The following is a 22,829-nucleotide window of genomic DNA, read 5'->3' as shown; positions in this document are numbered from 1 at the left end:
GCGCCTGGACACCGCGCGACCGTAATTTTCCGGCATGACATTCAGACACCTGACAATGGCCGCGCTGGCCGGGTGTGCCGCGGCTCCGGCCGTCGCCGCCCTCGGCGTCGCCACGGATCCGAGACTGGGGCTCGCCGACCATGAGACGCTCGTGTCGTTGACCGGGCGGACGGCGCTGTGGGCGCTGACGGGATGCCTGGCCTTCGCGGCGGCCCGCCCGCTGCGACCGGCCGCGAGGGCGGAGAGGTGAGGACCGTGCCACGATCGCTGCCCTGGGCGGCCGCCGCCCTCACCCTGATCGGCGTGCCCGCCGGGCTCGCACTCACCGGCGGCAACGTGCAGGGCGTCATGACGGCCGCGCTAGCGCTGTGGCTGTCGATGCTGATGCTGCTGGTCGGCCGGTGGCCGCTGACCGTCCTGACCGTCTCCGTGCTGACCGTCATCGCCTGGCGCACGTCGGGCCTGATCGGCAGCGGCTGGGCCTGGCCGGCTACCGCCGCCTTCGCCGCGCTCGCCCTCGCCGGCCGGCTGCGGACCGCCGTGGTGGCCGGGGCGCTCACCCTCACCTACGGCCTGGTGTGGGACGGCGTCGTCGAGCAGCAGTCGTCCGACTGGGTGCTGGGACACATCGGCGGGGAGGCGCTGTGGCTGGCCGCGGTGCTCGCCGCCACCGTCGCCTACCGCAACACCCGGCGCTGGCAGGAGGAGGTCGCGGCCCGGCTCCAGCAGAGCCTGCACGAGCAGGAGCTGGACGCCCTGCGGCGGCGCGCCGAGGAGCGGGTCGGCATCGCCCGTGACCTGCACGATGTCGTCTCGCACACGCTCGCCGTGGTGGGCGTGCACCTGAACGTCGCCCTGGACTCGTTCGACGACGAGCCCGAGGAGGCCCGCGGCGCGCTGCGGCTGGCGCAGGACGTCCGGGGCCGGGCGATGACCGACCTGAAGTCCCTGGTCGACGTGCTGCGCGAGGGAAACCGGATCGAGCCGCCGGCGGCCGGCCTGGAGGGGCTGACCGGGCTGGCCGAGCAGGTTCGCGCCGCCGGCGTCGAGGTGGCCGTCACCGAGCTGGGCGAGCGCGCCGAGGTGCCCGCGCCGGTCGCCACCGCGGTCTACCGCGTGGTGCAGGAGTCGCTCACCAACACCGTCCGGCACGCCGGCGCCACCCGGGTGACCGTGACGCTGCGATACACCGCCGCGAACGTGGTGGTGGAGATCGTCGACAACGGCGACAGTGGCGGCCGCACCTTCGCGGCGGGGCACGGGATCATGGGCATGCGGGAACGGGTCGCCGCGCTCGGCGGCGAGCTGGCCACCGGACCGGACCCGCAAGGCGGCTTCGCCGTCCGGGCGATGATCCCGATCGTGGCCTGACATGACCATCACCGTCCTGCTCGCCGACGATCAGCACCTGGTCCGGGCCGGGTTCCGCAGCCTGCTCAAGCGCGACCGCGGCATCGCGGTCGCGGGCGAGGCGTCCACCGGGGACGAGGCGGTGCGCACCGCCCGCGCGCTGCGGCCGGACGTCGTGCTGATGGACATCCGGATGCCCGGGCTGGACGGGATAGCGGCGACCCGGCAGATCATGGCGGACCCGGACCTGCGGGACTGCCGGGTGATCATTCTGACCACGTTCGAGACCGACGAGTACGTGTTCGCGGCGCTCGAGGCCGGCGCCAGCGGCTTCCTGACCAAGGAGGTCGACCCGGACGGCCTGCGGCACGCCGTCCGGGTGGTGGCGGCCGGGGAGGCGCTGCTCTCCCCCAGCGTCACCCGCCGGGTGGTCAAGCAGTTCGCGCACCGCCCGGCCCCGGCGCCGGGCGGCGGCACGCGGCTCGCGGCGCTGACGGCGCGCGAGCTCGAGGTGGTGCGGCTGGTCGCCTGCGGGCTGTCCAACGAGGACATCGCCCGGGAACTGGTGATCAGCCCGCTGACCGCGAAGACCCACATCACCCGGGCGATCTCCCGGCTCGGCGTCCGGGACCGGGTCCAGCTGGTGATCCTCGCGTACGAGGAGGGCCTGGTCGGCGGCGGCCCGGCGTAGGCCTGCCCGAACTGACATCGATGTCAAAGGAACCCTTGCACATCGATGAATGTAGACGTAACGATGTGTCCCGAAGGTTTCCTGCGCATTCGGGAAGGAGACGGCATGCACCGGCCACGTTGGGGTGTCGCCCTGTTATCCGTCACGTTGATCGCGGCGGCCGCGGCACTCGCGCCGGGCGGCGGCGCCCGGGCGGCGGCGGCCGGCGCGTTCGCCTCGTCGTTCGAGACCGATGATCCGCAGCCGGACTGGACGGACACGGTCGACGCGGACGCCGGCAGCTCCGGCGTCGACGGCAACGTCGCCACCGGCATGCCGGGCAGCCTGCGTGGCAACGTCACGGCCATCGCCGTCAACGCGGAGCCGAACGGCAACGAGGGCGCCGGCAACCTCAACGACGGCGACTCGGCCACCAAGTGGCTCGTCGACACGCCGACCAGCTGGGCGCAGTACACCCTCGACGCGCCCGCCGAGGTGGTCAAGTACGCGCTGACCTCCGCCAACGACGCACCCGAGCGGGACCCGCGGGACTGGACGCTGCAGGGCTCCGCCGACGGCACCGCCTGGACCACGGTCGACACCCGGACCGGGCAGACGTTCTCCGAGCGGTTCGAGACGAAGACCTACGAGGTGGCGAACCCGGCCACCTTCCGGTTCTACCGGCTCGACATCACCGGGCATCCGTCCGGCAACCTCACCCAGCTCGCCGAGCTGGAGCTCGCCGGCGACGACGTGACCGCCCCGCCGGCCGGGCCGATGCAGAGCCGGATCGGCCCCGGGCCCGCCAGCTCACCGACCGCCAAGGCGGGCGCCGGCTGGACCGGGCTCCGGGCGTTCCAGATCTCGGGGCGGCACACCGCCGACGGCCGCGGGTACTCGTACAACAAGGTCTTCGACGTCGATGTCGCCGTGACCGCCAAGACCGAGCTCTCCTACCTGGTGCTGCCGGAATTCAACCGCGAGGATCTGTCGAATCCGGCCACCTACACCGCGGTGGACCTGGTCTTCACCGACGGCACCCGGCTGTCGCGGCTCGGCGCGCTCGACCAGAACGGCATCGTGGTCAGCCCCGCCGCGCAGGGCGCGTCGAAGACCCTCTACACCGCGCAGTGGAACAAGCGGACCGCGCGGATCGGCGAGGTCGCGGCCGGCAAGACCATCGACCGCATCCTGATCGGCTACGACAAGCCCTCCGGCCCGACGGCCTTCCGGGCCTGGTTCGACGACATCTCCGTCGCGGAGGTCCCGGCCCCGCGACCCCGGGCACACCTTTCCGAGTACGCGGAGACGAGGCGCGGCACCCAGTCGTCGGGCGACTTCTCCCGCGGCAACAACTTCCCCGCCACCGCGGTGCCGCACGGCTTCAACTTCTGGACCCCGGTGACCAACGCCGGCACCACGAGCTGGCTGTACGAGTACCACCGCCGCAACAACGCGGCGAACCGCCCGACCCTGCAGGCGTTCTCCGCCAGCCACGAGCCCAGCCCGTGGATGGGCGACCGGCAGACGTTCCAGGTGATGCCGAGCGCGGCCGCCGGCGTACCGGATGCCAACCGCGCCAACCGGGCGCTGGCGTTCGGTCACGAGAACGAGGTCGCGAAGCCCTACTACTACGGCGTCACGTTCGACAACGGGCTCAAGACCGAGTTCGCGCCGGCCGACCACGCGGCGCTGTTCCAGTTCACCTTCACCGGCGACAGCTCCAACCTCATCCTGGACAACGTCAACAACGGCGCCGGCCTCACCATCGACGCGGCGAACGGGACCGTGTCGGGCTGGTCGGACGTGAACAGCGGCGGCCTCTCCGCGGGCTGGACCCGGATGTTCATGTACGCCACCTTCGACCGGCCGGTCGCGTCGAGCGGGATGCTGGCGACCGGCAACCGGCCGTCGACGGGCTACCTGAAGTTCGACACCACGGGCGACAAGACCGTGCGGATGCGCATCGCCACCTCGCTCATCAGCGTCGAGCAGGCCCGGCACAACCTGGACCTGGAGATCGCGGCCGACGCCACCCTCGAGTCGGTGCGCGATCGCGCGCAGGCGCTGTGGGACGCCAAGATGCGCACCGTCGAGGTCGAGGGCGCGTCCGAGGACCAGCTGGTCACGCTCTACTCCAACCTGTACCGGCTGTTCCTGTACCCGAACTCCGGCTTCGAGAACACCGGCAGCGCCGCCGAGCCGGTGTACCGGCACACCGTGCAGTCCGCGGTGACCAGCCCGGCCAGCACGCCGACCGAGACCGGCGCACCGGTCAAGGACGGGAAGGTGTACGTCAACAACGGCTTCTGGGACACCTACCGCACGACGTGGCCGGCGTACTCGCTGCTCACGCCGGAGCAGGCCGGCGAGATGGTGGACGGCTTCGTCCAGCAGTACCGCGACGGCGGGTGGATCTCCCGCTGGTCCTCGCCGGGCTACGCCAACCTGATGGTCGGCACGAGCTCCGACGTGGCGTTCGCGGACGCGTACCTCAAGGGTGTTCCCGGCATTCCCGCGGAGACCGCCTACCAGGCCGCGCTGAAGAACGCGACCGTGGCGCCGCCGAACTCCAACGTCGGCCGCAAGGGCATGGCGAGCGCGATCTTCAAGGGTTACACGCCGAGCGACGCGACCGGCGAGGCCATGTCCTGGGCCATGGACGGCTACATCAACGACTTCGGCATCGCGAACATGGCCGGGGCGCTGGCCGAGAAGGGCGGCCCGAAGGCGGCGGAGTACGCCGAACAGGCCGAGTACTTCCGCAACCGGGCCCAGAACTACGTGAACATGTTCGACCCGTCGGTCGACTTCTTCCAGGGCAAGAACTCCTCCGGCGCGTGGCGCAACCCGGCGTCCACCTACGACCCGCGGGTCTGGGGCTACGACTACACCGAGACCAACGGCTGGAACATGGCGTTCCACGTGCCGCAGGACGGCCAGGGCCTGGCCAACCTGTACGGCGGCCGGGACGGCCTGGCGGAGAAGCTGGACAAGTTCTTCGACACCCCGGAGACGGCCACCTTCTACGGCTCGTACGGCGGCCCGATCCACGAGATGTACGAGGCCCGCGACGTCCGGATGGGCCAGTACGGCCACAGCAACCAGCCGTCGCACCACATCATCTACATGTACGACTACGTGGGACAGCCGTACAAGACGCAGAAGCTGGTCCGCGAGGCGACGTCCCGGCTCTACCTGGGCAGCGAGATCGGCCAGGGCTACCCGGGCGACGAGGACAACGGCGAGATGAGCGCGTGGCAGATCTTCAGCGCGCTCGGGTTCTACCCGCTGCGGATGGGCAGCCCCGAGTACGCGATCGGCTCGCCGCTGTTCACCAAGGCGACCGTGAACCTCGGCGGGGGCAAGAAGATCGTTGTGAACGCGCCGGGCAACAGCCGGTCGAACGTCTACGTGCAGTCGCTGAAGGTCAACGGCAAGGCGTACGACTCGACGTCGCTGCCGCACTCGCTGCTGGCCGACGGCGCGACGCTCGACTTCACCATGGGCGCCGAGCCGTCGCGGTGGGGCACGGCCGCGGACGCGGCGCCGCCGTCGCTCACCTCGGGCGCCGCGGCACCCGCCCCGCTGCGGGACCTGACCGGCCCGGGCCGCGGCACCGCGTCGGACCCGGCGCTGGTCGACGACACCTCCACCACGCAGGCGACGTTCGCGTCGCAGACGCCGACCTGGCAGTACCGGTTCGCCGGCGCCGGCGAACGGGCCGCCTACTACACCCTCACCTCGGGCGCGGTAGCCGGCGACCCGAAGGCCTGGAAGCTGAAGGGCTCGTACGACGGCACCGCCTGGACGACCATCGACGAACGCGCCGACCAGGTCTTCGACTGGCGGCTGCAGACCCGCCCATTCAAGATCGCCCGGCCCGGCCGGTACGCGTACTACCGCCTGGAGGTCACCGCCAACACCGGCGAGGCGAGCACCACGCTCGCCGAGGTGGAGCTGCTCGGCGTGCCGGAACCGGCCTGCACCACGGTGATCTCCGACAAGGTCGTCGGCGCGCTGTCGGTGCGCTCGGGCGTCACCTGCATCCAGGCGGGCGCGCAGATCACCGGCCTGGTGTCGGTGTCCCGGGGCGCCTCGCTCTACGCCACCGGCGCCACCCTGCGGGCGGCGGTGACGGCGAACGGCGCCGGCACGGTCGCGCTGCTGCACTCCACCGTGTCCGGCCCGCTGACGGTCAGCGGCTCGGGGCCGGTCAGCGTGGAGAACTCCACGCTGACCCGCGCGGTCACCCTGCGCACCAACACCGGGTCGACGGTGGTCGCGGGCAACACCATCGGCGGAGCGCTGACCTGCACGGGCAACAACCCGGCGCCGGTCGACAACGGCCTGCCGAACACCGTCGCCGGCGCCCGCCTCGGCCAGTGCGGCGGGCTCTGACGCTCAGGGTCGCAGCAGCTGCCCGGCGAGGTCCGCGGTGCGGAGGGGCTCTCGCCGGGCGCGCAGGTCCGCGTACGCGGTGACGGTGAGCGGCCCGGTGAGGATCACGCCCGCGGCGGCGGCCACGCTGGACAGGGCCACGGCCAGCGGGTCGATGTCGGCGCCCGGGCGCAGCTCCGCGGTGCCGACCGCGGCCTCGACGAATCCCAGCACCGTGAAGCCGAGCGCGGTGAGTGCCAGCAGGGTGCCGTTGCGGGTCCAGCCGACGCTCCCGGCGGGGAACAGCTCGAAGCAGCGCCCGACGCCCTGGCGGCGTTCGACGGCGACGACCGGGACTAGCGGGATCAGCACCAGGAGGAAGTAGACGCCGGGCAGGATGCACAGCGCCAGCCCGACGGTGACCAGCAGGGCTGCCACGACGGACCAGCCGAGCACGGGCAGCAGCCGGCGCAGGGCACCGCGCAGGCACTCGGGAAGGGTCGGCTCCCGGCCGTCGGCGGAGAGGATCACTACGAACACCATCACGAGCGTCATCAGACTGGTCACCGTCGTGTCGACGATGGAGGCGGTGACCTCGGTGACGACCCGGAGGCCCCGCGACTGATCGGACTCGACGAACCAGCCGGCCAGCCGGCTCAGGACGAGGTCGCTCACGAACAGCGCGACGGCACCGATCACCTGCACCGCCAGCAACCGCGGCCAGGTCCGCCCGATGACGCGCAGGCTGCGCCGCCACCAGCCGACGTAGTCGGCGCTGATCAGGGGGTCCGCGGGATCGAAGTCGGGCCGGCTGTACGGCGGGCCGTACCCGGGAGGCTCGGCCAAGCGTGTCGCCCCTTCCAGCGTGGATCACCCATGCCTACCGGCCCGGGGCGCCGCCGGCAGGCGTTTCGCGCCGAGTCAACTGAACGGACCAGAACCGAGGTCGGCCGAATCGGCTAGCGTGGCGATGTGTCCGACGACAACCTCTGGGCCGTCATCGCCGCGGCCAACCTGTGCACGCTCGCGACCGTCAAGCGCGACGGCCGGCCGCAGCTGTCCGACGTGAACTACACCGCCGACGAGAAGACCCGCGTGCTGCGCGCGTCCACCCGGTCCTCGCTGGCCAAGGTGCACAACCTGCGCCGCGACCCGCGCGGCAGCCTGCGGGTCGCGGGACCGGGCGGCGCCGGCTACGTCGTCGCCGAGGTGCACGCCACGTTCTCGCCGCCCTCGACCGACGAGCACGACGCGACGGTCGAGGAGCTGATCGAGGTCTACCGCCTGATCAGCGGCAAGGAGCACCCGGACTGGGACGACTACCGCCGCGCGATGGTCGCGGACGGCCGCCTCGTCCTGAGCCTGCGCGTCGAGCGCCTCTACGGCTGGGTGCTGTAGACGCGCGCAGCGCGGCTCAGCCCGCGACTCTGGCGGGCCGTGGCGGCCAGGACGAGGATCGCCAGTCCTGCTGCCAGGGTTCCGCCGACCAGCATGGCCGGGGGATCGACAACGACCCAGCAGTAGGCCGGAGCCGTGCCGTAGACGCCGAGTTCGGTGAAGGTGAGCTTGAAAAGCGTGTGGTACAGGCCGATGGTGGGAAAGGCGGCGAGGCCGAGCGCGGCGAGGCCGAGCGTAAGAACGGCCAGCCGGCGCGGCAACGCCCGGCGCCGGAGACGGTAGCCGGCCCAACCGGTGAGCAGCCAGCCGGCGACCGCGCCGACGAGCCAACCCAGCAGGATCGCCACAGGTTCCCAGCTCGGCACGGCCAGGTGGACATCGGTGTTCAGCTGTGTGCCCGCGAGGTCCGGCGTGAAGTCCGTGAGCGCGTACACGGTGACCGCGTGGCCGTCTCGGGTCGCCCGGAACACCTGGTAGACAGCGTCGAGCCGCTCGTCGCCCCGGTACAGGTCGGGGATGGACTTCTCGACCGGGCCGAGCGTCCAGCCGCCGGCCCGCAGGCGCGCCTGCGCCGTTTCGATCGTCCAGTTCGGAAGCGACAGCTCATCGGACACGTACACCGCGCGCCAGTAGTCTCGCCGCCCGTCGAGCCGTTGGACATGGGGCGCGGTCATCGGCGCGCCCGCCGCGGTTTCGGTGATCTCGAGGGCGGTGGCGTTGGAAGGCAGCTCGTTCGCCTGCCAGGCCAGCCAGGAACCCGCGGACGCTCCGACGGCGCCGAGCACCACGGCGGCCAGCACGGCCGCCACCATGGTCGAGAGCCCGACCGGCAGCCGGAACCACTGCCGCACCGCGCCCCGCCCCAGATCCGCCACGTCGGCGCGGCTGGGCCGGCGCCGGCCCGGCTCCGCCGAGTCCATCAGCATGGCGAGGATCTCCTCGCCGTTGGCGCGGCGGTACCCGATCGGGTACGCCCACAGCAGACGCCGGTACCAGCGCTCCAGCTCGGCGTGTGTCGGCTGCTTCCGCATGACCTCCCCCGAGGCGGTCATGCGGAAGCCCCGAACGAGCCGGCCGTGAACCCGAGAGCCAGGTTCGGTCGCGTCCGCAGGCGGCTCTCCGCCGCCTCCGCCTGCTTGCGTAGGCGGCGGGCCCGCTCGGCGAGCCGGCCGGCGCCGGCGTCGGTGAGCCGGTAGTAGCGGCGTAACCGACCGTCGACGACCTCCTGGCGGTCGACCGTGATGAGTTCCTGCTCCACCAGGCGGTCGAGGGCTCCGTAGAGGGTGCCGGCCCGCAACTTGACCGTTCCCTCGGAGAGCTCGGCGACCTCCTGAGTCACCCCATAGCCATGCTTGGGCCCCGTCGCCAACGCGGTGAGGATCAAGAACGTCGGCTCTTGCATCGCTGCCACGGAGGCAGACTACGTTCACCGGTATATAACGTCAACTTGCGCCTGAAGCGCCTGGTGGTCAGGACAGAGTCAGGGCGTACAGATGCAGGCGGGGGTCGTTCGGCAGGGTGAGTGAGCGGATCTGGCGGCCCGGGGCCATCGGCAGACTCAGGCCGAACAGGTTCACCGGCGGGCCGTCGACGCCCTTGCCGGCCTTGATGCGGTGGGGCATCGCGAGCACCGTGGTGGTGCCCGTCGACGCCGTGCCGCACCAGTCGGCGACGGTCACCGGGACCGCCGCGCTCGTGCCGTCCGCGTACCCGATGGTCAGGGCGGCCGTGACCGGGCCGTTGTGGGTGGTCGCGACCAGCTTGACCGCCGTGTGGTCGCCGGCCGGCAGCAGGAGTGACTGGCCGCGGGCCCGGACCAGGTTCTTCGCCGTTCCGGCCGGGTCCGGTGCCTGGTAGGTGACGCCGGCCCAGGTGACCGGGCCGGCGGCGGGCAGCAGGTCGGCGTCGTAGCTCCAGCCGCCGCCGTCGAAGTCACCCTCCGCGGGCGCGGCCACGGTCGCCGTGCCGTCGGCGTTGCGCTCGGCGCCGAGGTCGACCAGGCAGGCGCCGGCCTGGGTCGAGGCGCAGGTGACCGGTTCGCGGACGGTGATCTTGGCCGTCCGCCGCACGGTCGGTGCGCCGGGCGCGGAGACCGAGACCTCCACCGGGTACTCGCCGGCGGCCGTTCCGGCCGGGGCCCGCACGGTGAGGGTCGCGGTGGTGCCGACCGGCAGGCGCCGGCTGACCAGGGTCTTGGGCTGGCGGGGGCTGACCGTCGCCTGCCAGCCGGCCGGGACCGCGGCGGTGACCCGGGTCGCGATGGTCTGCGGTGCCTGCGCGACCACGTCGACCTCGAAGGCCGCCTGCTGTGCGGTGGGTGAGCCGGCGGGCAGGGCCGCTGCGGACGGGCGGACGGCGGCGGCGACGTGGGTGCGGCCGTCCGCCGGCGCCCGGTTGACCGACGGCGGCTGGGCCGCGGCCGACGTGCCCCAGCTCGACGGTGTGGCGCCCAGGGTGTGTGCGAGCGTGCCGCCGGCGGTGACCGCCGACCAGTCGAGCCAGGTGCGGGCGACGGGCGCGCCGTCGAGCCGGACCCGCTGGATGTAGCGGTTGGTGTCGGAGGCGCCCGGCGCGGTGATCACGAGCCGGCGGTCGCCGATCGTGACGGTCGCCTCGGGGAACTGCGGGCTGGAGAGCGCCAGGAAGCCGGCGCCGCTCATCGTCGGGTAGAGGCCGAGCGAGGAGAAGACGTACCAGGCGCTCATCGTGCCGAGGTCGTCGTTGCCGGTCATGCCGTCGGGCCCGGTGGTGAACAGCGTCATCGCGGCCCGGACCACGGTCGCGGTCTTCGCCGGCGCGCCGGCCCACAGATACAGGTACGGCGCCAGCAGGTCCGGCTCGTTGTTCGGGTTGTACGTCGCCTTGGCGTAGTAGTCGTAGGGGCTGGCGATCCAGTCGGTGCGCGCGGTGCCGGCGGGGTCGGCGAGCAGCCGGTCGTAGACGAAGAAGTCGTCCAGCCGCTGCTCGGTCGCCCGGCGCCCGCCCATCAGCGAGACCAGCCCGGCCGGGTCCTGCGGCACCAGCCACTGGTACTGGTACGCGCCGCCCTCGTGGAACTGCTCGCCCGCCGCCACCGGGTCGTACGGCGTCAGCCAGGTCCCGTCGACCGTGCGCGGGCGGAACTGCCCGATCGAGGAGTCCCACAGGTTGCGGTACCACTGCCCGCGCCCGGCGAACAGCTCGGCGTCGGCGGTCCGGCCCAGGCCCGCGGCCATCAGCGCCAGCGCCGCGTCGGCGGCCGCGTACTCCAGCGTCGCGGAGGCCGGGTGGTCGCAGTCGTTGTCGCCGCCCTTGTCGGCGCAGTCCACGCCGTCGTCGAGCCCGGACGGGATGTAGCCGCGGTCGGCGTAGTAGTCCTGGCCCGTCCGCCCGTTGTAGGGCGAGTCCGCCGGTGGCTGTGCGGTCGCGTTGGCGCGCAGCAGCGCGTACGCCTCCTGCTCGTGGCCGGCGAGCAGGCCCTTGGACCAGGCCTCGACCAGGAACGGGGTGACCGGGTCACCGGTCATGATGTTGGTCTCGCTGTTGGCGAGCGCCCAGCGCGGCAGCCAGCCGCCGTCGCGCCCGATCGCGATCACCGACAGCGCGACGTCGCGGGCCACGTCCGGCACCAGCAGCTCGAGCAGCTGGTTCTGCGGCCGGTAGGTGTCCCAGAGCGAGAGGTTCTGGTACGGCGTGTACCCGTCCGCGATGTGCACCCGCCGGTCGAAGCCGACGTAGCCGCCGTCGACGTCGCCGGCCAGGTTCGGGTGCAGCAGCGAGTGGTAGAGCGCGGTGTAGAAGGCGCCGCGCCGCTGTTCGGTCCCGCCGCCGATCTCGATCCGGCTGAGCTCGCGGGCCCAGGTCGCGCGCAGCCTCGCCCGGGTGGCGTCGAAGTCGTACGAGTCGGCGGTCTCGGCGGCGAGGTTGCGCCGCGCGCCGTCCGGCCCGGTGTAGGAGAGCGCGACCTTGACGACGACGTCGCGGTCCTGCGTCGCGTCGAAGGTGACCCACGCGCCGTTGTCGCCGGTGCCGGCGGCGTCCCGGCCGCCGGGGGTCAGCGCCGCGCCACGCCACGTGCCGGTGTCCGCGAACGGGCGGTCGAAGCTCGCCGTGAAGTAGACGGTGTGGTCGTCCTTGCCGGCGCAGAATCCGCCGGCGTGCACACGGCCCTCGACGGTCCGGTCGCCGACGACGTGAATCTCGGAGTCGAAGACGGACTGGTTGGCCCGGCCGGTGTTGAACAGCACATTCGCCGCGCCGGTCGCCGGGAACGTGTAGCGCTGCCAGCCGGTGCGCGGCGTCGCCGTCAGCTCGGCCCGGGTCTGGTACCTCGACAGGCCGACCCGGTAGTAGCCGGGCGAGGCCTCCTCGTCGTCGTGCGAGTACGGCGAGGAGTAGGACCTCGGGTCGGACGTGCTGACCGCACCCGTCGTCGGCAGCATGGGCAGCTCGCCGGCGACGCCGCAGCCGACGCCGGAGAGGTGCGTCTGGCTGAACCCGAGGATGCTGCCCTGCTGGTAGTCGTATCCGCCCTGGCCGCCGGTGTCGGGGCTGACCTGGACCATGCCGAACGGCGCGCTCGCGCCCGGGAACGTGTTGCCGAAGTTCTGCGTGCCGACGAAGGGGTGCACCAGGTCGACGGGGTCGTCCGCGGCGGCGCCGGCCCTGGCTGGGCTCGCGTAGCACGCGGAGGCGGCGAGCAGCACGGCCACCAGGAACCGACGGGTCATCGGGAAACCTCCGGTCAACGACGTCATCGTCCGTTGACAACGTTGTCACGATCCAGCGACACCTGTCAATGGAACCGCCCGGCGGACACCCGGATTGCACCCGGGTGCAACTTAGATCGGGCGGTCCGTGCCCGATCTCACCTGGTACGACCGTCCAGCAGCGGGTGGTTTCCACGTACCGGAGATGAGCTGATGGCAGCGACCACCCGATCGCAGGCCCCGCCCGGACCCACCGAGCGGAGCCCGCGCCGCGCCGTGCGCGGCTGGGCGTGGACCTGCATCGCCATCGCCGTGGCCGTCGCCGCCTTCGGCGCCGTGCTGAGCACGGGCGTGCTCGGGCCGGGCGCATCGTCGATCTTCGCAAACGTCGGGCTCTGCCTCGCCGCGCTCGCCGCTGCCGGCGCCTGCGTACACCGCGCCGCGACGGTCCGCGGCCGGATGCGCGCCGGCTGGACCCTCATCGCGCTCGGCGCCCTGTCCTGGGGTGCCGGCCGGGTGTTCGCCTTCCGGCTGGAGCTCGTCACGGGCGCCGTACCGCTGCCGTCCGAGGCCGACCTCGGCTACCAGGGCATGATCGTGCTGACCGCGGCCGGCCTGCTGGTGCTGCCCGTCGCCGCGCAGACCATGGCCAACCGGGCCCGCAGCGTCCTGGACGGCATGATGGTCGCGGCGTCGCTGCTGCTGATGGCCTCGCACGTCTTCTACGAGCCGCTGCGCGAGCTCGGCGCGACCAACGGGCGCGGCCTGCTCGTCAACGTCGGCTACCCGGTCGCCGACATCGTCATCGTCACCATCGTCGTCTACATGCTGGCCCTGCAGCGCCGGCACGGGAACACCTTCGCCCGGCTCGCGCTGATCATCGCCGGCGTCACCGCCTTCGCCGTGTCCGACATCGGGTACGCGTACCTGAACCTGACCGACGTGTACTACTCCGGCGGCGCCGTGGACGTCGGCTGGTTCGCGGGCCTGCTGATGATCCTGCTCGCCGCCGCGAGGCCGGTCGGCGCCAGCCCGGCCGTCGACTCCGACAGCGTCGAGGGCGCACAGCCGTTCGGCGTGCTGCTGCCGTACATCGCCGTGCTCGCCGCGTTGCTGACCAGCGTCGTCTGGTTCCTGCGCACCGGGCAGAGCACGCCGTTCACCGCGTACGCCCGGTCGGCCCTGATCCTGCTGATCGTCGGCCGCCAGATGCTCACCCTGCTGGAGAACCGCAACCTCACCGGCAACCTGGAGGCCCGGGTGGCCGACCGCACCGCCGCGTTGTCCGCCAGCGAGCAGCGCTTCCACTCGCTGGTGCAGCACAGCTCGGACGTGGTGACCGTGGTCGGCACCGACGCCGAGGTGCTCTACCAGAGCGAGTCCGTGCAGCGGGTCTTCGGCTACTCGCCGGACGTGCTCACCGGGCGCCGGCTCATCAGCCTCCTCGACCCGGCCGCCGCCGGCCGGCTCTCCGACGCCCTGCGCTCGGTCAGCGACCAACCGCACTCGACCACGGTGATCGAGGTGACCCTGCCGCACAGCGACCGCCGGATGCGGCAGGCCGAGATCACCGTCACCAACCTGCTCGACGACCCGAACGTCGGCGGCCTGGTCCTGAACACCCGTGACATCAGCGAGCGCAAGGAGCTGCAGGATCAGCTGGTGCACGAGGCGTACCACGACGCGCTCACCCAGCTCGCCAACCGCGCCCTGTTCCGCGAGCGGGTCTCGACGGCCCTGGAACACCGCCGCGAGCAGGACGACGTCACCGTGCTCTTCCTCGACCTGGACGGGTTCAAGGAGGTCAACGACAGCCTCGGGCACCTGGCCGGCGACCGGCTCCTCGTGCAGGTCGCCGAGCGGCTGAAGACCTCGGTGCGCCAGGGCGACGTGGTGGCCCGCTTCGGCGGCGACGAGTTCGCCGTCCTGATCTCCTCGCCGCTCGGCGCGGGCGAGGCCGAGGTCGTCGCGCAGCGCATCGTCGACGGGCTGCACGACCCGTTCCTCGTCGACGAGCGCACCCTGCACGTGCGGGGCAGCATCGGGCTCGCCTCGTACACCACGCTCGCCGACGGCGAGGACGCCGGCAACGCCGAGCAGCTGATGCGCAACGCCGACCTCGCCATGTACAAGGCCAAGGCGACCGGGGGCAGCAGCTTCGCCAGCTACGACCCGCGGATGCTGGCCGGCCTGGTCGAGCGCCTCGAGCTCGAGGCCGACCTGCGCCTCGCGCTCGAGCGCGACGAGCTGCGGGTGCACTACCAGCCGACCATCGACATGACCGACAGCAGCATCGTCGGCTTCGAGGCGCTGGTGCGCTGGCAGCACCCGACCCGCGGCATGATCAGCCCGCTCGACTTCATCCCGATCGCCGAGGCGACCGGCCTCATCGTCCCGCTGGGCCGCTGGGTGCTCACCGAGGCGTGCCGGCAGGCCGTCGAGTGGGCCGAGCGCGACAACACGCGGCCGATCAAGATGGCCGTGAACGTCTCGGTGCGCCAGTTCGACCGCAGCGACCTGGCCACCGTCGTCCGCGAGGTGCTGACCGAGACCGGCATGCCGGCCGACCGGCTCTGCCTCGAGATGACCGAGAGCGTGCTGATGACCGACACCGAGGAGAACCTGGCCCAGCTGATCCGCCTCAAGGCGCTCGGCGTGACCCTGGCGATCGACGACTTCGGCACCGGCTACTCGTCGCTCGCCTACCTGCGCCGGTTCCCGGTCGACATGCTCAAGATCGACCGCTCGTTCATCGAGCGGCTCGGCGAGCAGACCGACGACACCGCGCTGGCCAGCACCATCGTCCAGCTCGGGCAGAGCCTCGGCATGACCACCGTCGCCGAGGGCATCGAGGAGTACGGCCAGCTCGCCGCGCTGCGCGAGATGGGCTGCACGTTCGCCCAGGGCTTCTACTTCTCCCGGCCGGTCGCGGCGGGCGAGGCCGGCCGGCTGATCCCGATCGCGCTGGCGGCCGACGCTCCGGTCGCCTGAGCGCCGTCAGAACAGAGTCGCGGGCCCGACCGGCTCCGGCTCGGGCAGCGGCTCGAGGCCGGGCACGCGCGCACGGACCTCCGCGTGGAAGCGGCGGGCGAGCGCGGGCGCGTCGGCGTTGTCCGGCGTGTGGATGAACATCGTCGGCGAGCGGCCCTCGGCCAGCCACCCGGCGACCACGTCCACCCAGTGCCGCCAGCCCTCGACCGTGCGCTCGGCGTCGTCGCGGCCGAGGTACCGCACGATCGGCCGCCGGGTCAGCGCGCGGGTTCTCAGCGGCAGGCGCGGCTTCTTGGTCCAGGCGTCCCGCTCGGCGTCGCTGGTCGGCGGGCTCGCGAAGAACGCGGTGGTGTCGAAGGGAATCCATTCGGCGTCCGCGGCGGCGAGCACGCCCTCCAGCTGCGCGGCCGCCCGGGGATCGTCGAAGAAAGCGGGATGGCGGACCTCGACGGCGTACGGGTGCGAGGCCGGCAGCCGGCGCAGGAAGCGGTCGAGCGCGGGCACGTCGGCGGGGCCGAACGATCCCGGCAGCTGGATCCAGAGGGCGTGCAGCCGCGGGCCGAGCGGCTCCATCGCGTGCAGGAAGGCCCGCAGCGCGTCGTCGACGTCGCCGAGGCGGCGCTCATGCGTGATCAATCGGGGCAGCTTCATCACGAACCGGAACTCATGCCCGGTCTGTGCCGCCCACGTCGCCACGGTGTCCCGGGCCGGCGTCGCGTAGAAGGTGGTGTTCCCCTCGACCGCGTCGCACCAGCCGGCGTAGGAGCGCAGGCGCTCGTCCGGCGCCAGCAAGCGCCCCGGCCAGGACTTGTGGGTCCACATGGCGCACCCCACGTGTAGACGCACCCCGCGAGGATAACCAACGCCTCAGCCGGTTCCCGATGCGGCGCCGGGGTGCCACGATGGTCGTCATGACCTTGGTACACACGGTCCGGCTGCGCTTCGGACAGCTCTCCCGGGCGGCGGCCACGCACACCAACCTGTCCGCGGTCCGCGTCGACGGCCGGGTGCTCTGGATCGCCGGCGACGAGACCGCGACCCTCGAACGGCTGGTGGCCGACGACCCGGCCGCGCCGTCGGAGTACTCCGACGAGCGCACGTTCCGGCTGGCCGACTTCGTCGACCTGCCCGGCGAGGACGCCGACGAGGAGGCCGACATCGAGGGGCTGGCCCGTACCGGGCACTTCCTCTGGGCGGTCGGCTCGCACAGCCTGCGGCGCAAGCAGATCAAGGAACGCCACGCGGGCGACAAGGCGCTGCGGCGGCTCGCCCGGGTGGAGGGCCAGGCCAACCGCCAGATCCTGGTACGGCTGCCGATCGTCGACGTGGACGGCCTGCCGACGCCCGTTGCTGAGATCGAGGTGGACGGCGAGCGGCACCGGGTGGCGCAGCTAGACCCCCGGGACAACCTGCGCGCGCTGCTGCGGCACGACGAACACCTGGCGCCGTTCCTGGCCATCCCCGGCAAGGACAACGGCCTGGACGTCGAGGGCATCGCGGTCAGCGGCGACCGGGTCTACCTGGGCCTGCGCGGCCCGGTGCTGCGCGGCTGGGCGTTCGTCATCGAGTTGCGGCCGTACGTGGACCCCGCCGACCCGGGCCGGCTGCGCCTGCGCGACTTCGAGGACGGCCGGCCCTACCGCAAGCACGTCCTCGACCTCGACGGTCTCGGGGTCCGCGACCTGTGCCCGTCCGGTGACGACCTGCTGGTGCTCGCCGGCCCGACGATGGACCTCGACGGCCCGGTGCGGATCTACCGCTGGCGCGGCGCCTTCCAGACGGGCATGCCGGCGATCGTGCGCGGCGAGCTGCTCTCCCGCGAGCTGGAGCTGACCTACGGCGAGGGCGACGACCACGCCGAGGGGCTCGGCCTGATCGGCCCGCCGGAGAACCGAACGGTGCTGGTGGTCTACGACAGCCCGGCCGCGGTCCGGCTGACCGACGACGGCGCCGTGGTCGCCGACGTGGTGCAGCTGCCCTGACCCTGCGCCGGGGTTAGTAAGCCCCGATGCCGAAGTTCCGGAACCGTGAGTTTGCGGCGTGGCCCTGATCGGGTGCCACGCCGCCCATCAGCGTGCCTACCTGCGGAGACGAGCGTCGATCTCCGGCGGATCCGCGTGCGCCCCCTGAGCGCGGGTTCGAGGAAGCGCTTCCCGGGCTCCTAGCAGGCATTGACACCTGTTAACCCGGGGTTCACAGTGACCTATCAAAGAGCGCTTTCTCGTCGCGTACATCCCCATCCCCTCCCCCACTTCTTGATTCCCCGCAAGGAGGACCCGTTCATGAGTTCAGCCGTTTTTCGAGGCGTCTCTCCGCCGAGGGCCGCCGCTCTCACGGCCGCGCTGCTCGGCCTGCTCGCCGCCTTCCTGGTCGTCACGGTCCGGGACGCCCGGGCGGCCGAGGTCATCGTCTCGCAGGGCAAGCCGACGACGGCCTCCTCAGTGGAGTGGGCCGGCACCCCCGCGTCGGCCGCCACCGACGGCAACACCGGCACCCGCTGGTCCAGCGCCTTCGCGCCCAGCCAGTGGCTACAGGTCGACCTCGGTGCCACCACGGCCGTCAGCAGCGTGAACCTGAACTGGGAGGCCGCGTACGCGACCGCCTTCACGGTGCAGTTCTCCACCAACGGCACGACCTTCACCAACGCCACCGGCACGCTGCGGGGCAACGTCGGCGCCCAGGCGGTCGCCGTCACGGGCAACGCCCGGTACGTGCGGCTCAACCTCACCGAGCGGGCGCTGTCGATCTACGGCTACTCGCTCTGGGAGTTCCAGGTCTTCTCCGGCGGAACCCCGCCGACGACGCCGCCGACAACGCCCCCGACGACGCCGCCCGGCGGCACCGCGACGCTGCTGTCGTACAACAAGCCGGGCGTGGCGTCGAGCGAGCAGAACGACGTCAACTGCAACCCGTGCACCGCCGGCAAGGCCTTCGACCTCGACCCGGCCAGCCGCTGGGCGACGAGCTCGACCACCGGCTGGGTGGACCCCGGCTGGATCTACGTCGACCTCGGCGCCACCGCGCAGATCAGCCGGGTGGAGTTGCAGTGGGACCCGGCGTACGCGACCGCGTACCGGATCCAGGTCTCCCCGAACGCGTCCGCCTGGACCGACATCTACTCGACCACGACCGGCCGGGGCTTCAAGGAGGTCCTGAACGTCTCCGGCACCGGCCGCTACGTCCGGATGTACGGCACCGCCCGCTCCGGCCCGTACGGCTACTCGCTGTACGACTTCAACGTCTACGGCACCGGCGGCGCGCCGAACACCCCGCCGGCCCAGCCCGCCGACCCGACGTTCCCGGCGACCAACCTGGTCTGGAGCGACGAGTTCAACGACCCGGCCGGCACCAAGCCGAGCACGGCCAAGTGGACCTACGACCCCGGCTTCCCGCAGAACGGCGAGATCCAGTACTACTCGGCGAACAGCAACAACGCGCAGATGGACGGCGGCGGCAACCTCGTCATCGAGGCGCGCAAGGAGGCCTCGAACGGCCGCGAGTACACCTCGGCCCGGATGAACACCGGCGGCAAGTTCACCGCGCAGTACGGCCGGGTCGAGGCCCGGATCAAGGTGCCGAAGGGCAACGGCCTCTGGCCCGCGTTCTGGATGATGGGCGCCGACTTCCTCACCGGCCGCCCGTGGCCGTACAACGGCGAGATCGACATCATGGAGGTCCTCGGCCGCAACACCACGGAGGGCTACTCGACCCTGCACGCGCCGCAGTACAACGGCGGCGGGGGCTACGGGCAGAAGTACACCGCGCCCGGCGCGGTCGACCTGTCCGCCGCGTTCCACGTCTGGACGGCCGAGTGGGACAGCAAGGGCATCCGGTTCCTGCTCGACGGCACACAGGTCTTCTACGCCAGCAAGGCGACCGTCGAGGCGACCCGCGGACCGTGGATCTTCGACCACCCGTTCTACATCATCCTCAACCTCGCGGTCGGCGGCGACTTCCCCGGCCCGATCGACGCCTCAACCCCGTTCCCCTCCCGGATGCTCGTCGACTACGTCCGCGTCTACAAGTGAGCTGACGGCCGCATCCAGCGCCGGGGCGGGGCCCCCATCCCCGCCCCGGCGCACCACCTCCCAGAAGTTCCACCGCCACTTTTGGAGGATCCCCGATGAAGAGAAGAACCCTGTCCATCGCGGCCGCGGTCGCGGCCGTCCTGACCACCTACGTCGTCGCCGCGCAGTCCAGCGCCAGCGCCGCGGACCCCCTGCTCTCGCAGGGCCGCCCGGCCACCGCGTCGTCGACCGAGTCCGCCGCCTTCCCCGCCGCCAACGCCGTCGACGGCAACGCGGGCACCCGCTGGTCCAGCGCGTTCAGCGACCCGCAGTGGCTGCAGGTCGACCTCGGCGGCACCGCGACGATCTCGTCGGTGGTGCTGGCCTGGGAGGCCGCGTACTCGAGGACGTTCAGCCTGCAGGTCTCCCCCAACGGCAGCGCGTGGACCACGATCAGAGCCAACATCGCCGGCACCGGCGGGCGGCAGACCGTCGCCGTCACCGGCTCCGGGCGCTACGTGCGCATGTTGTCGACGGCCCGCGCCACCCAGTGGGGCGTCTCGCTGACCGAGTTCGAGGTGTACGGCACCGGCGGCGGCCCGACCACCCCGCCGACCATCCCGCCGGGCGCCGTGCGGGTTGCCGAGTTCCTCGCCGACTGCCCGTACAGCCACCGGCTGCCGGACGACCCGATCGTGTTCCCCAACATGCCGGGCGCCTCGCACATGCACAGCTTCTTCGGCAGCACGGTGACCAACGCCCACTCGACCGTCAACGACCTGCTCAACGCGAACAGCAACTGCAATCCGTCGATCGACAAGTCCTCGTACTGGATCCCGACCTTCTACAACAACAACGTGCCGGTCGAGCCGACCACGGGCATCTTCTACTACCTGGGCGAGGGCGTCAGCGACGCGCTGATCGCGCAGACCCAGCCGCTGCCGCTCGGCCTGCGGATCGTGGCGGGCAACGCCAAGGCGACCGGGCCGGGCGACAACACCATCTCGCGCTGGTCCTGCCTGCACGCCGGGCAGGTCGGCTCGTCGCCGGACTTCGTGACCTGCCCGGCCGGCACGATGCTGGAGTCGTACCTCGACTTCCCGCACTGCTGGGACGGGGTGCACCTGGACTCGACCGATCACAAGAGCCATATGGCGTACCCGGTCGGCAACGCGTGCCCGACCAGCCACCCGGTGGTCGTGCCGAAGCTGCGCCAGGTCATGCGGTACCCGGTCAGCGGCAACCCGGCCGGCTTCCGGCTGGCGTCCGGGCCCGGCTATACGATGCACGGCGACTTCTTCAACGCCTGGCCGGAGGACGAGATGGCCCGCCGGGTCAACGACTGCATCCGGATCATCGTCAAGTGCGGCACCAACGGGCGGCCCTGAGATGACCGCCGCGGCCGCCGGGGCGCAAAAAGGCCCCGGCGGCCCGCGGAGACGGGCCAAATCGGTACAAGAAAGCGCTCTCAGACCGAAATATTCTGGTGCTATAACAGACGCCATGACAACCCGGCCCGCCCGCGGAGGGCAGCACCCGACGATGGACCAGGTCGCCGAGGCGGCCGGGGTCTCGCGGGCGACCGTATCCCGGGTGATCAACGGCGCACCCAGCGTAGATGCCAAGATCCGTGAGATCGTCCAGCGGGCCATCGCCGAGACCGGCTACGTGCCGAACGTCGCCGCCCGCTCGCTGGTCACCCGCAAGTCGAATTCGGTCGCGCTGGTCATCTCCGAGCCGGACCGGCCGTTCGACTCCTCGTTCCTCAACCGGATCTTCACGGACCCGTACTTCGGCCGGATCACCGCGGGCGCGACCGGCGCGCTGCGCCCGCACGACATCCACCTGGTGATCATTCCGACCGACTCGACGGACCACCACCACGTGCTCCGCTACCTGCGCCAGGGCCACGTCGACGGGGTGCTGCTGATCAGCAGCCACGAGCTGGACCCGCTGCCCCGCCAGGTGCACGAGCTGGGCATCCCCGCGGTCGTCTCGGCCCGGCCCGCCTCGCCGCTGGCCGTCAGCTTCGTCGACGTCGACCAGCGCCTCGGCGCCCGGCTCGCCGCCGAGCACCTGCTCGGCCGCGGCTGCCGCCGGCTCGCCACCATCAGCGGGCCGCTGGACATGCCCTCCAGCCAGGACCGGCTCGACGGCTTCCGGTCCTACCTGGCAGGCCGCGGCTTCGCGGACGTGCCCGCCGTCGAGGGCGACTTCACCCGGCACGGCGGCGAGTCGAGCGCCCGGCGGCTGCTCGGCGAGCACCCCGACGTCGACGGCCTCTTCGTCGCCAGCGACCTCATGGCCGAGGGCGCCCTGCTGGCGGTGCAGGACCTCGGCCGCCGGGTGCCCGACGACATCGCGGTGGTCGGCTTCGACGACAGCAGCGCCGCCCTCGACTGCCGGCCGCTGCTCACCACGATCCGCCAGCCGGTCGAGGAGATGGCCGCGGAGATGGCCGAGGTGCTGATGGCCCGCATCGCCGCGCCGAACCGGCTGCCGCGCTCGGTGACGTTCCAGCCGACCCTGGTGATCCGCGAATCCGCCTGATCCGCCGGGGCGACGGTCGACCCGATCGGCCATCATGACTGCGTGGGCGACCTCCTGATCAATCTTCTCGCCAGCGTCATCGCCGGCACCGCCGTCTGGCTCGCCGGGCACGTCCTGCGCCGCCGCCGGCTGGCCCGCGAACGCGCCTTCTTCGGCCTCACCGAGGGCGCGAGCTGCCTGCTCGTCGTCGCCCGGCACGCGTCGTCCCCGCGCGAGAACAGCGTCCACCGCCGCGACGTCGCGGCGCTGGTCGAGCTCGCCACGATCGCCCGCGAGTGCGGCGCCCGGGCCGACCGGGTCGGCGAGTCCGAACCCGCCGGGGAGATCGGCAGGCAGACGGAGTTCTGCGTCGGCGGGCCGCTCACCGCCAACCCCCGCAGCGGGGTGCACCTGCGCACGATCCTGCGCGGCGTGACCTTCGCGAGCGTCGATGCCGACGAGCCCCGGCTGGCCTTCACCGTCGGCGGCACGGAGTACGCCCGGACCCCGGACACGACCTATGTGGTGCTGGCGCGGTTCTGGGGGCCGGGCCGCGGCTGCCCCGTCTTCCTGCTCGGCGGCCTCACCGCGGGCGCCAATCTCGCGGCCGCCCGCTACCTCGCCGGCCGGCATCGGCAGCTCGAGCGCCAGTACGGCGCCGACCGGCCGTTCTGCCTGGTGCTGCGGATCGTCGAGCCGGCGGCGTACGGCACCGACTTCATCGACGTGGCGGCCGACGTGTCGGCCGTCGCGTTCGAGCCGGCGCCGGCCGCCGACCCGATCGGGCCGGCAGGGTCACCGCCCGGCCAGTAGCCT

At 72.2% G+C, this 22,829-nt stretch carries 16 protein-coding genes; 11 read left to right on the top strand and 5 right to left on the bottom strand.

Features of this window, described 5'->3' with window-relative positions:
* Window positions 1-34 precede the first annotated feature (34 nt).
* From ACIBSW_RS28580 to ACIBSW_RS28565, 4 genes are all read left to right on the top strand, one after another.
* Complete coding sequence (locus tag ACIBSW_RS28580; protein WP_354718832.1) at window positions 35-250, top strand: hypothetical protein; 216 nt, start codon at window positions 35-37, stop codon at window positions 248-250.
* A gap of 5 nt (window positions 251-255) precedes the next feature.
* Complete coding sequence (locus tag ACIBSW_RS28575) at window positions 256-1,371, top strand: sensor histidine kinase (protein WP_354718834.1); 1,116 nt, start codon at window positions 256-258, stop codon at window positions 1,369-1,371.
* 1 nt (window position 1,372) lies between these two features.
* A complete protein-coding gene (locus ACIBSW_RS28570) occupies window positions 1,373-2,041 on the top strand; it encodes a response regulator transcription factor (protein ID WP_354718836.1) in 669 nt (222 codons plus the stop codon).
* 150 nt (window positions 2,042-2,191) lie between these two features.
* Complete coding sequence (locus tag ACIBSW_RS28565; protein WP_404799506.1) at window positions 2,192-6,421, top strand: GH92 family glycosyl hydrolase; 4,230 nt, start codon at window positions 2,192-2,194, stop codon at window positions 6,419-6,421.
* 3 nt (window positions 6,422-6,424) lie between these two features.
* On the opposite strand, the gene ACIBSW_RS28560 is transcribed toward ACIBSW_RS28565, so the two are convergent.
* A complete protein-coding gene (locus tag ACIBSW_RS28560; RefSeq protein ID WP_354718840.1) occupies window positions 6,425-7,246 on the bottom strand; it encodes a hypothetical protein in 822 nt (273 codons plus the stop codon).
* A 126-nt stretch (window positions 7,247-7,372) separates the two neighbouring features.
* Here ACIBSW_RS28560 and ACIBSW_RS28555 point away from each other — a divergent pair, with 126 nt between their 5' ends.
* A complete protein-coding gene (locus ACIBSW_RS28555) occupies window positions 7,373-7,798 on the top strand; it encodes a PPOX class F420-dependent oxidoreductase (protein WP_354718842.1) in 426 nt (141 codons plus the stop codon).
* On the opposite strand, the gene ACIBSW_RS28550 is transcribed toward ACIBSW_RS28555, so the two are convergent.
* The 3 genes from ACIBSW_RS28550 to ACIBSW_RS28540 form a co-directional block, all read right to left on the bottom strand.
* Window positions 7,780-8,850 carry a hypothetical protein gene (locus ACIBSW_RS28550; RefSeq protein ID WP_354718844.1) on the bottom strand — a complete coding sequence of 357 codons (1,071 nt, stop codon included), beginning with the start codon at window positions 8,848-8,850 and terminating at the stop codon, window positions 7,780-7,782. The genes ACIBSW_RS28555 and ACIBSW_RS28550 overlap by 19 nt on opposite strands.
* The gene (locus ACIBSW_RS28545) at window positions 8,847-9,200 is read right to left on the bottom strand and encodes a PadR family transcriptional regulator (protein ID WP_354718959.1); all 354 of its coding nucleotides are present in this window, start codon (window positions 9,198-9,200) and stop codon (window positions 8,847-8,849) included. Before ACIBSW_RS28545 ends, ACIBSW_RS28550 begins: the two co-directional genes overlap by 4 nt.
* 67 nt (window positions 9,201-9,267) lie before the next feature.
* On the bottom strand, window positions 9,268-12,507 hold the full coding sequence (locus tag ACIBSW_RS28540) for a GH92 family glycosyl hydrolase (RefSeq protein WP_354718846.1): 3,240 nt from the start codon (window positions 12,505-12,507) through the stop codon (window positions 9,268-9,270).
* A gap of 192 nt (window positions 12,508-12,699) precedes the next feature.
* Between ACIBSW_RS28540 and ACIBSW_RS28535 the strand changes: the two genes are divergently transcribed.
* On the top strand, window positions 12,700-15,477 hold the full coding sequence (locus ACIBSW_RS28535; RefSeq protein WP_354718848.1) for a bifunctional diguanylate cyclase/phosphodiesterase: 2,778 nt from the start codon (window positions 12,700-12,702) through the stop codon (window positions 15,475-15,477).
* Between the two features lie 6 nt (window positions 15,478-15,483).
* Here the strand turns inward: ACIBSW_RS28535 and ACIBSW_RS28530 are convergent, their stop codons facing one another.
* On the bottom strand, window positions 15,484-16,299 hold the full coding sequence (locus tag ACIBSW_RS28530; RefSeq protein ID WP_354718961.1) for a DUF72 domain-containing protein: 816 nt from the start codon (window positions 16,297-16,299) through the stop codon (window positions 15,484-15,486).
* Between the two features lie 89 nt (window positions 16,300-16,388).
* Here ACIBSW_RS28530 and ACIBSW_RS28525 point away from each other — a divergent pair, with 89 nt between their 5' ends.
* From ACIBSW_RS28525 to ACIBSW_RS28505, 5 genes are all read left to right on the top strand, one after another.
* Window positions 16,389-17,459: a DUF3616 domain-containing protein gene (locus ACIBSW_RS28525; RefSeq protein WP_354718850.1), complete on the top strand. Its 1,071-nt coding sequence runs from the start codon at window positions 16,389-16,391 to the stop codon at window positions 17,457-17,459.
* A 300-nt stretch (window positions 17,460-17,759) separates the two neighbouring features.
* A complete protein-coding gene (locus ACIBSW_RS28520) occupies window positions 17,760-19,505 on the top strand; it encodes a discoidin domain-containing protein (RefSeq protein ID WP_354718852.1) in 1,746 nt (581 codons plus the stop codon).
* 95 nt (window positions 19,506-19,600) lie between these two features.
* Window positions 19,601-20,872, top strand: a complete 1,272-nt coding sequence (locus ACIBSW_RS28515; RefSeq protein ID WP_354718854.1) for a DUF1996 domain-containing protein — start codon at window positions 19,601-19,603, stop codon at window positions 20,870-20,872.
* 115 nt (window positions 20,873-20,987) lie between these two features.
* Window positions 20,988-22,034 carry a LacI family DNA-binding transcriptional regulator gene (locus ACIBSW_RS28510; protein WP_354718856.1) on the top strand — a complete coding sequence of 349 codons (1,047 nt, stop codon included), beginning with the start codon at window positions 20,988-20,990 and terminating at the stop codon, window positions 22,032-22,034.
* Between the two features lie 42 nt (window positions 22,035-22,076).
* Complete coding sequence (locus ACIBSW_RS28505; RefSeq protein ID WP_354718858.1) at window positions 22,077-22,826, top strand: hypothetical protein; 750 nt, start codon at window positions 22,077-22,079, stop codon at window positions 22,824-22,826.
* Window positions 22,827-22,829: the final 3 nt, after the last annotated feature.

Origin of the sequence: Actinoplanes sp. NPDC049668, assembly GCF_044465445.1 — a bacterium.
GTDB lineage: Bacteria > Actinomycetota > Actinomycetes > Mycobacteriales > Micromonosporaceae > Actinoplanes.
This window is presented reverse-complemented; position numbering and strand designations above follow the sequence as displayed.

What these genes read in the sequence shown, in the direction of transcription:
- ACIBSW_RS28580 (WP_354718832.1), top strand. Translation starts at nt 35, where the DNA reads ATGACATTCAGACACCTGACAATGGCCGCGCTGGCCGGGTGTGCCGCG.
- ACIBSW_RS28570 (WP_354718836.1), top strand. Translation starts at nt 1,373, where the DNA reads ATGACCATCACCGTCCTGCTCGCCGACGATCAGCACCTGGTCCGGGCC.
- ACIBSW_RS28550 (WP_354718844.1), bottom strand. Translation starts at nt 8,850, where the DNA reads ATGACCGCCTCGGGGGAGGTCATGCGGAAGCAGCCGACACACGCCGAG.
- ACIBSW_RS28545 (WP_354718959.1), bottom strand. Translation starts at nt 9,200, where the DNA reads ATGCAAGAGCCGACGTTCTTGATCCTCACCGCGTTGGCGACGGGGCCC.
- ACIBSW_RS28540 (WP_354718846.1), bottom strand. Translation starts at nt 12,507, where the DNA reads ATGACCCGTCGGTTCCTGGTGGCCGTGCTGCTCGCCGCCTCCGCGTGC.
- ACIBSW_RS28535 (WP_354718848.1), top strand. Translation starts at nt 12,700, where the DNA reads ATGGCAGCGACCACCCGATCGCAGGCCCCGCCCGGACCCACCGAGCGG.
- ACIBSW_RS28530 (WP_354718961.1), bottom strand. Translation starts at nt 16,299, where the DNA reads ATGTGGACCCACAAGTCCTGGCCGGGGCGCTTGCTGGCGCCGGACGAG.
- ACIBSW_RS28525 (WP_354718850.1), top strand. Translation starts at nt 16,389, where the DNA reads ATGACCTTGGTACACACGGTCCGGCTGCGCTTCGGACAGCTCTCCCGG.
- ACIBSW_RS28520 (WP_354718852.1), top strand. Translation starts at nt 17,760, where the DNA reads ATGAGTTCAGCCGTTTTTCGAGGCGTCTCTCCGCCGAGGGCCGCCGCT.
- ACIBSW_RS28515 (WP_354718854.1), top strand. Translation starts at nt 19,601, where the DNA reads ATGAAGAGAAGAACCCTGTCCATCGCGGCCGCGGTCGCGGCCGTCCTG.
- ACIBSW_RS28510 (WP_354718856.1), top strand. Translation starts at nt 20,988, where the DNA reads ATGACAACCCGGCCCGCCCGCGGAGGGCAGCACCCGACGATGGACCAG.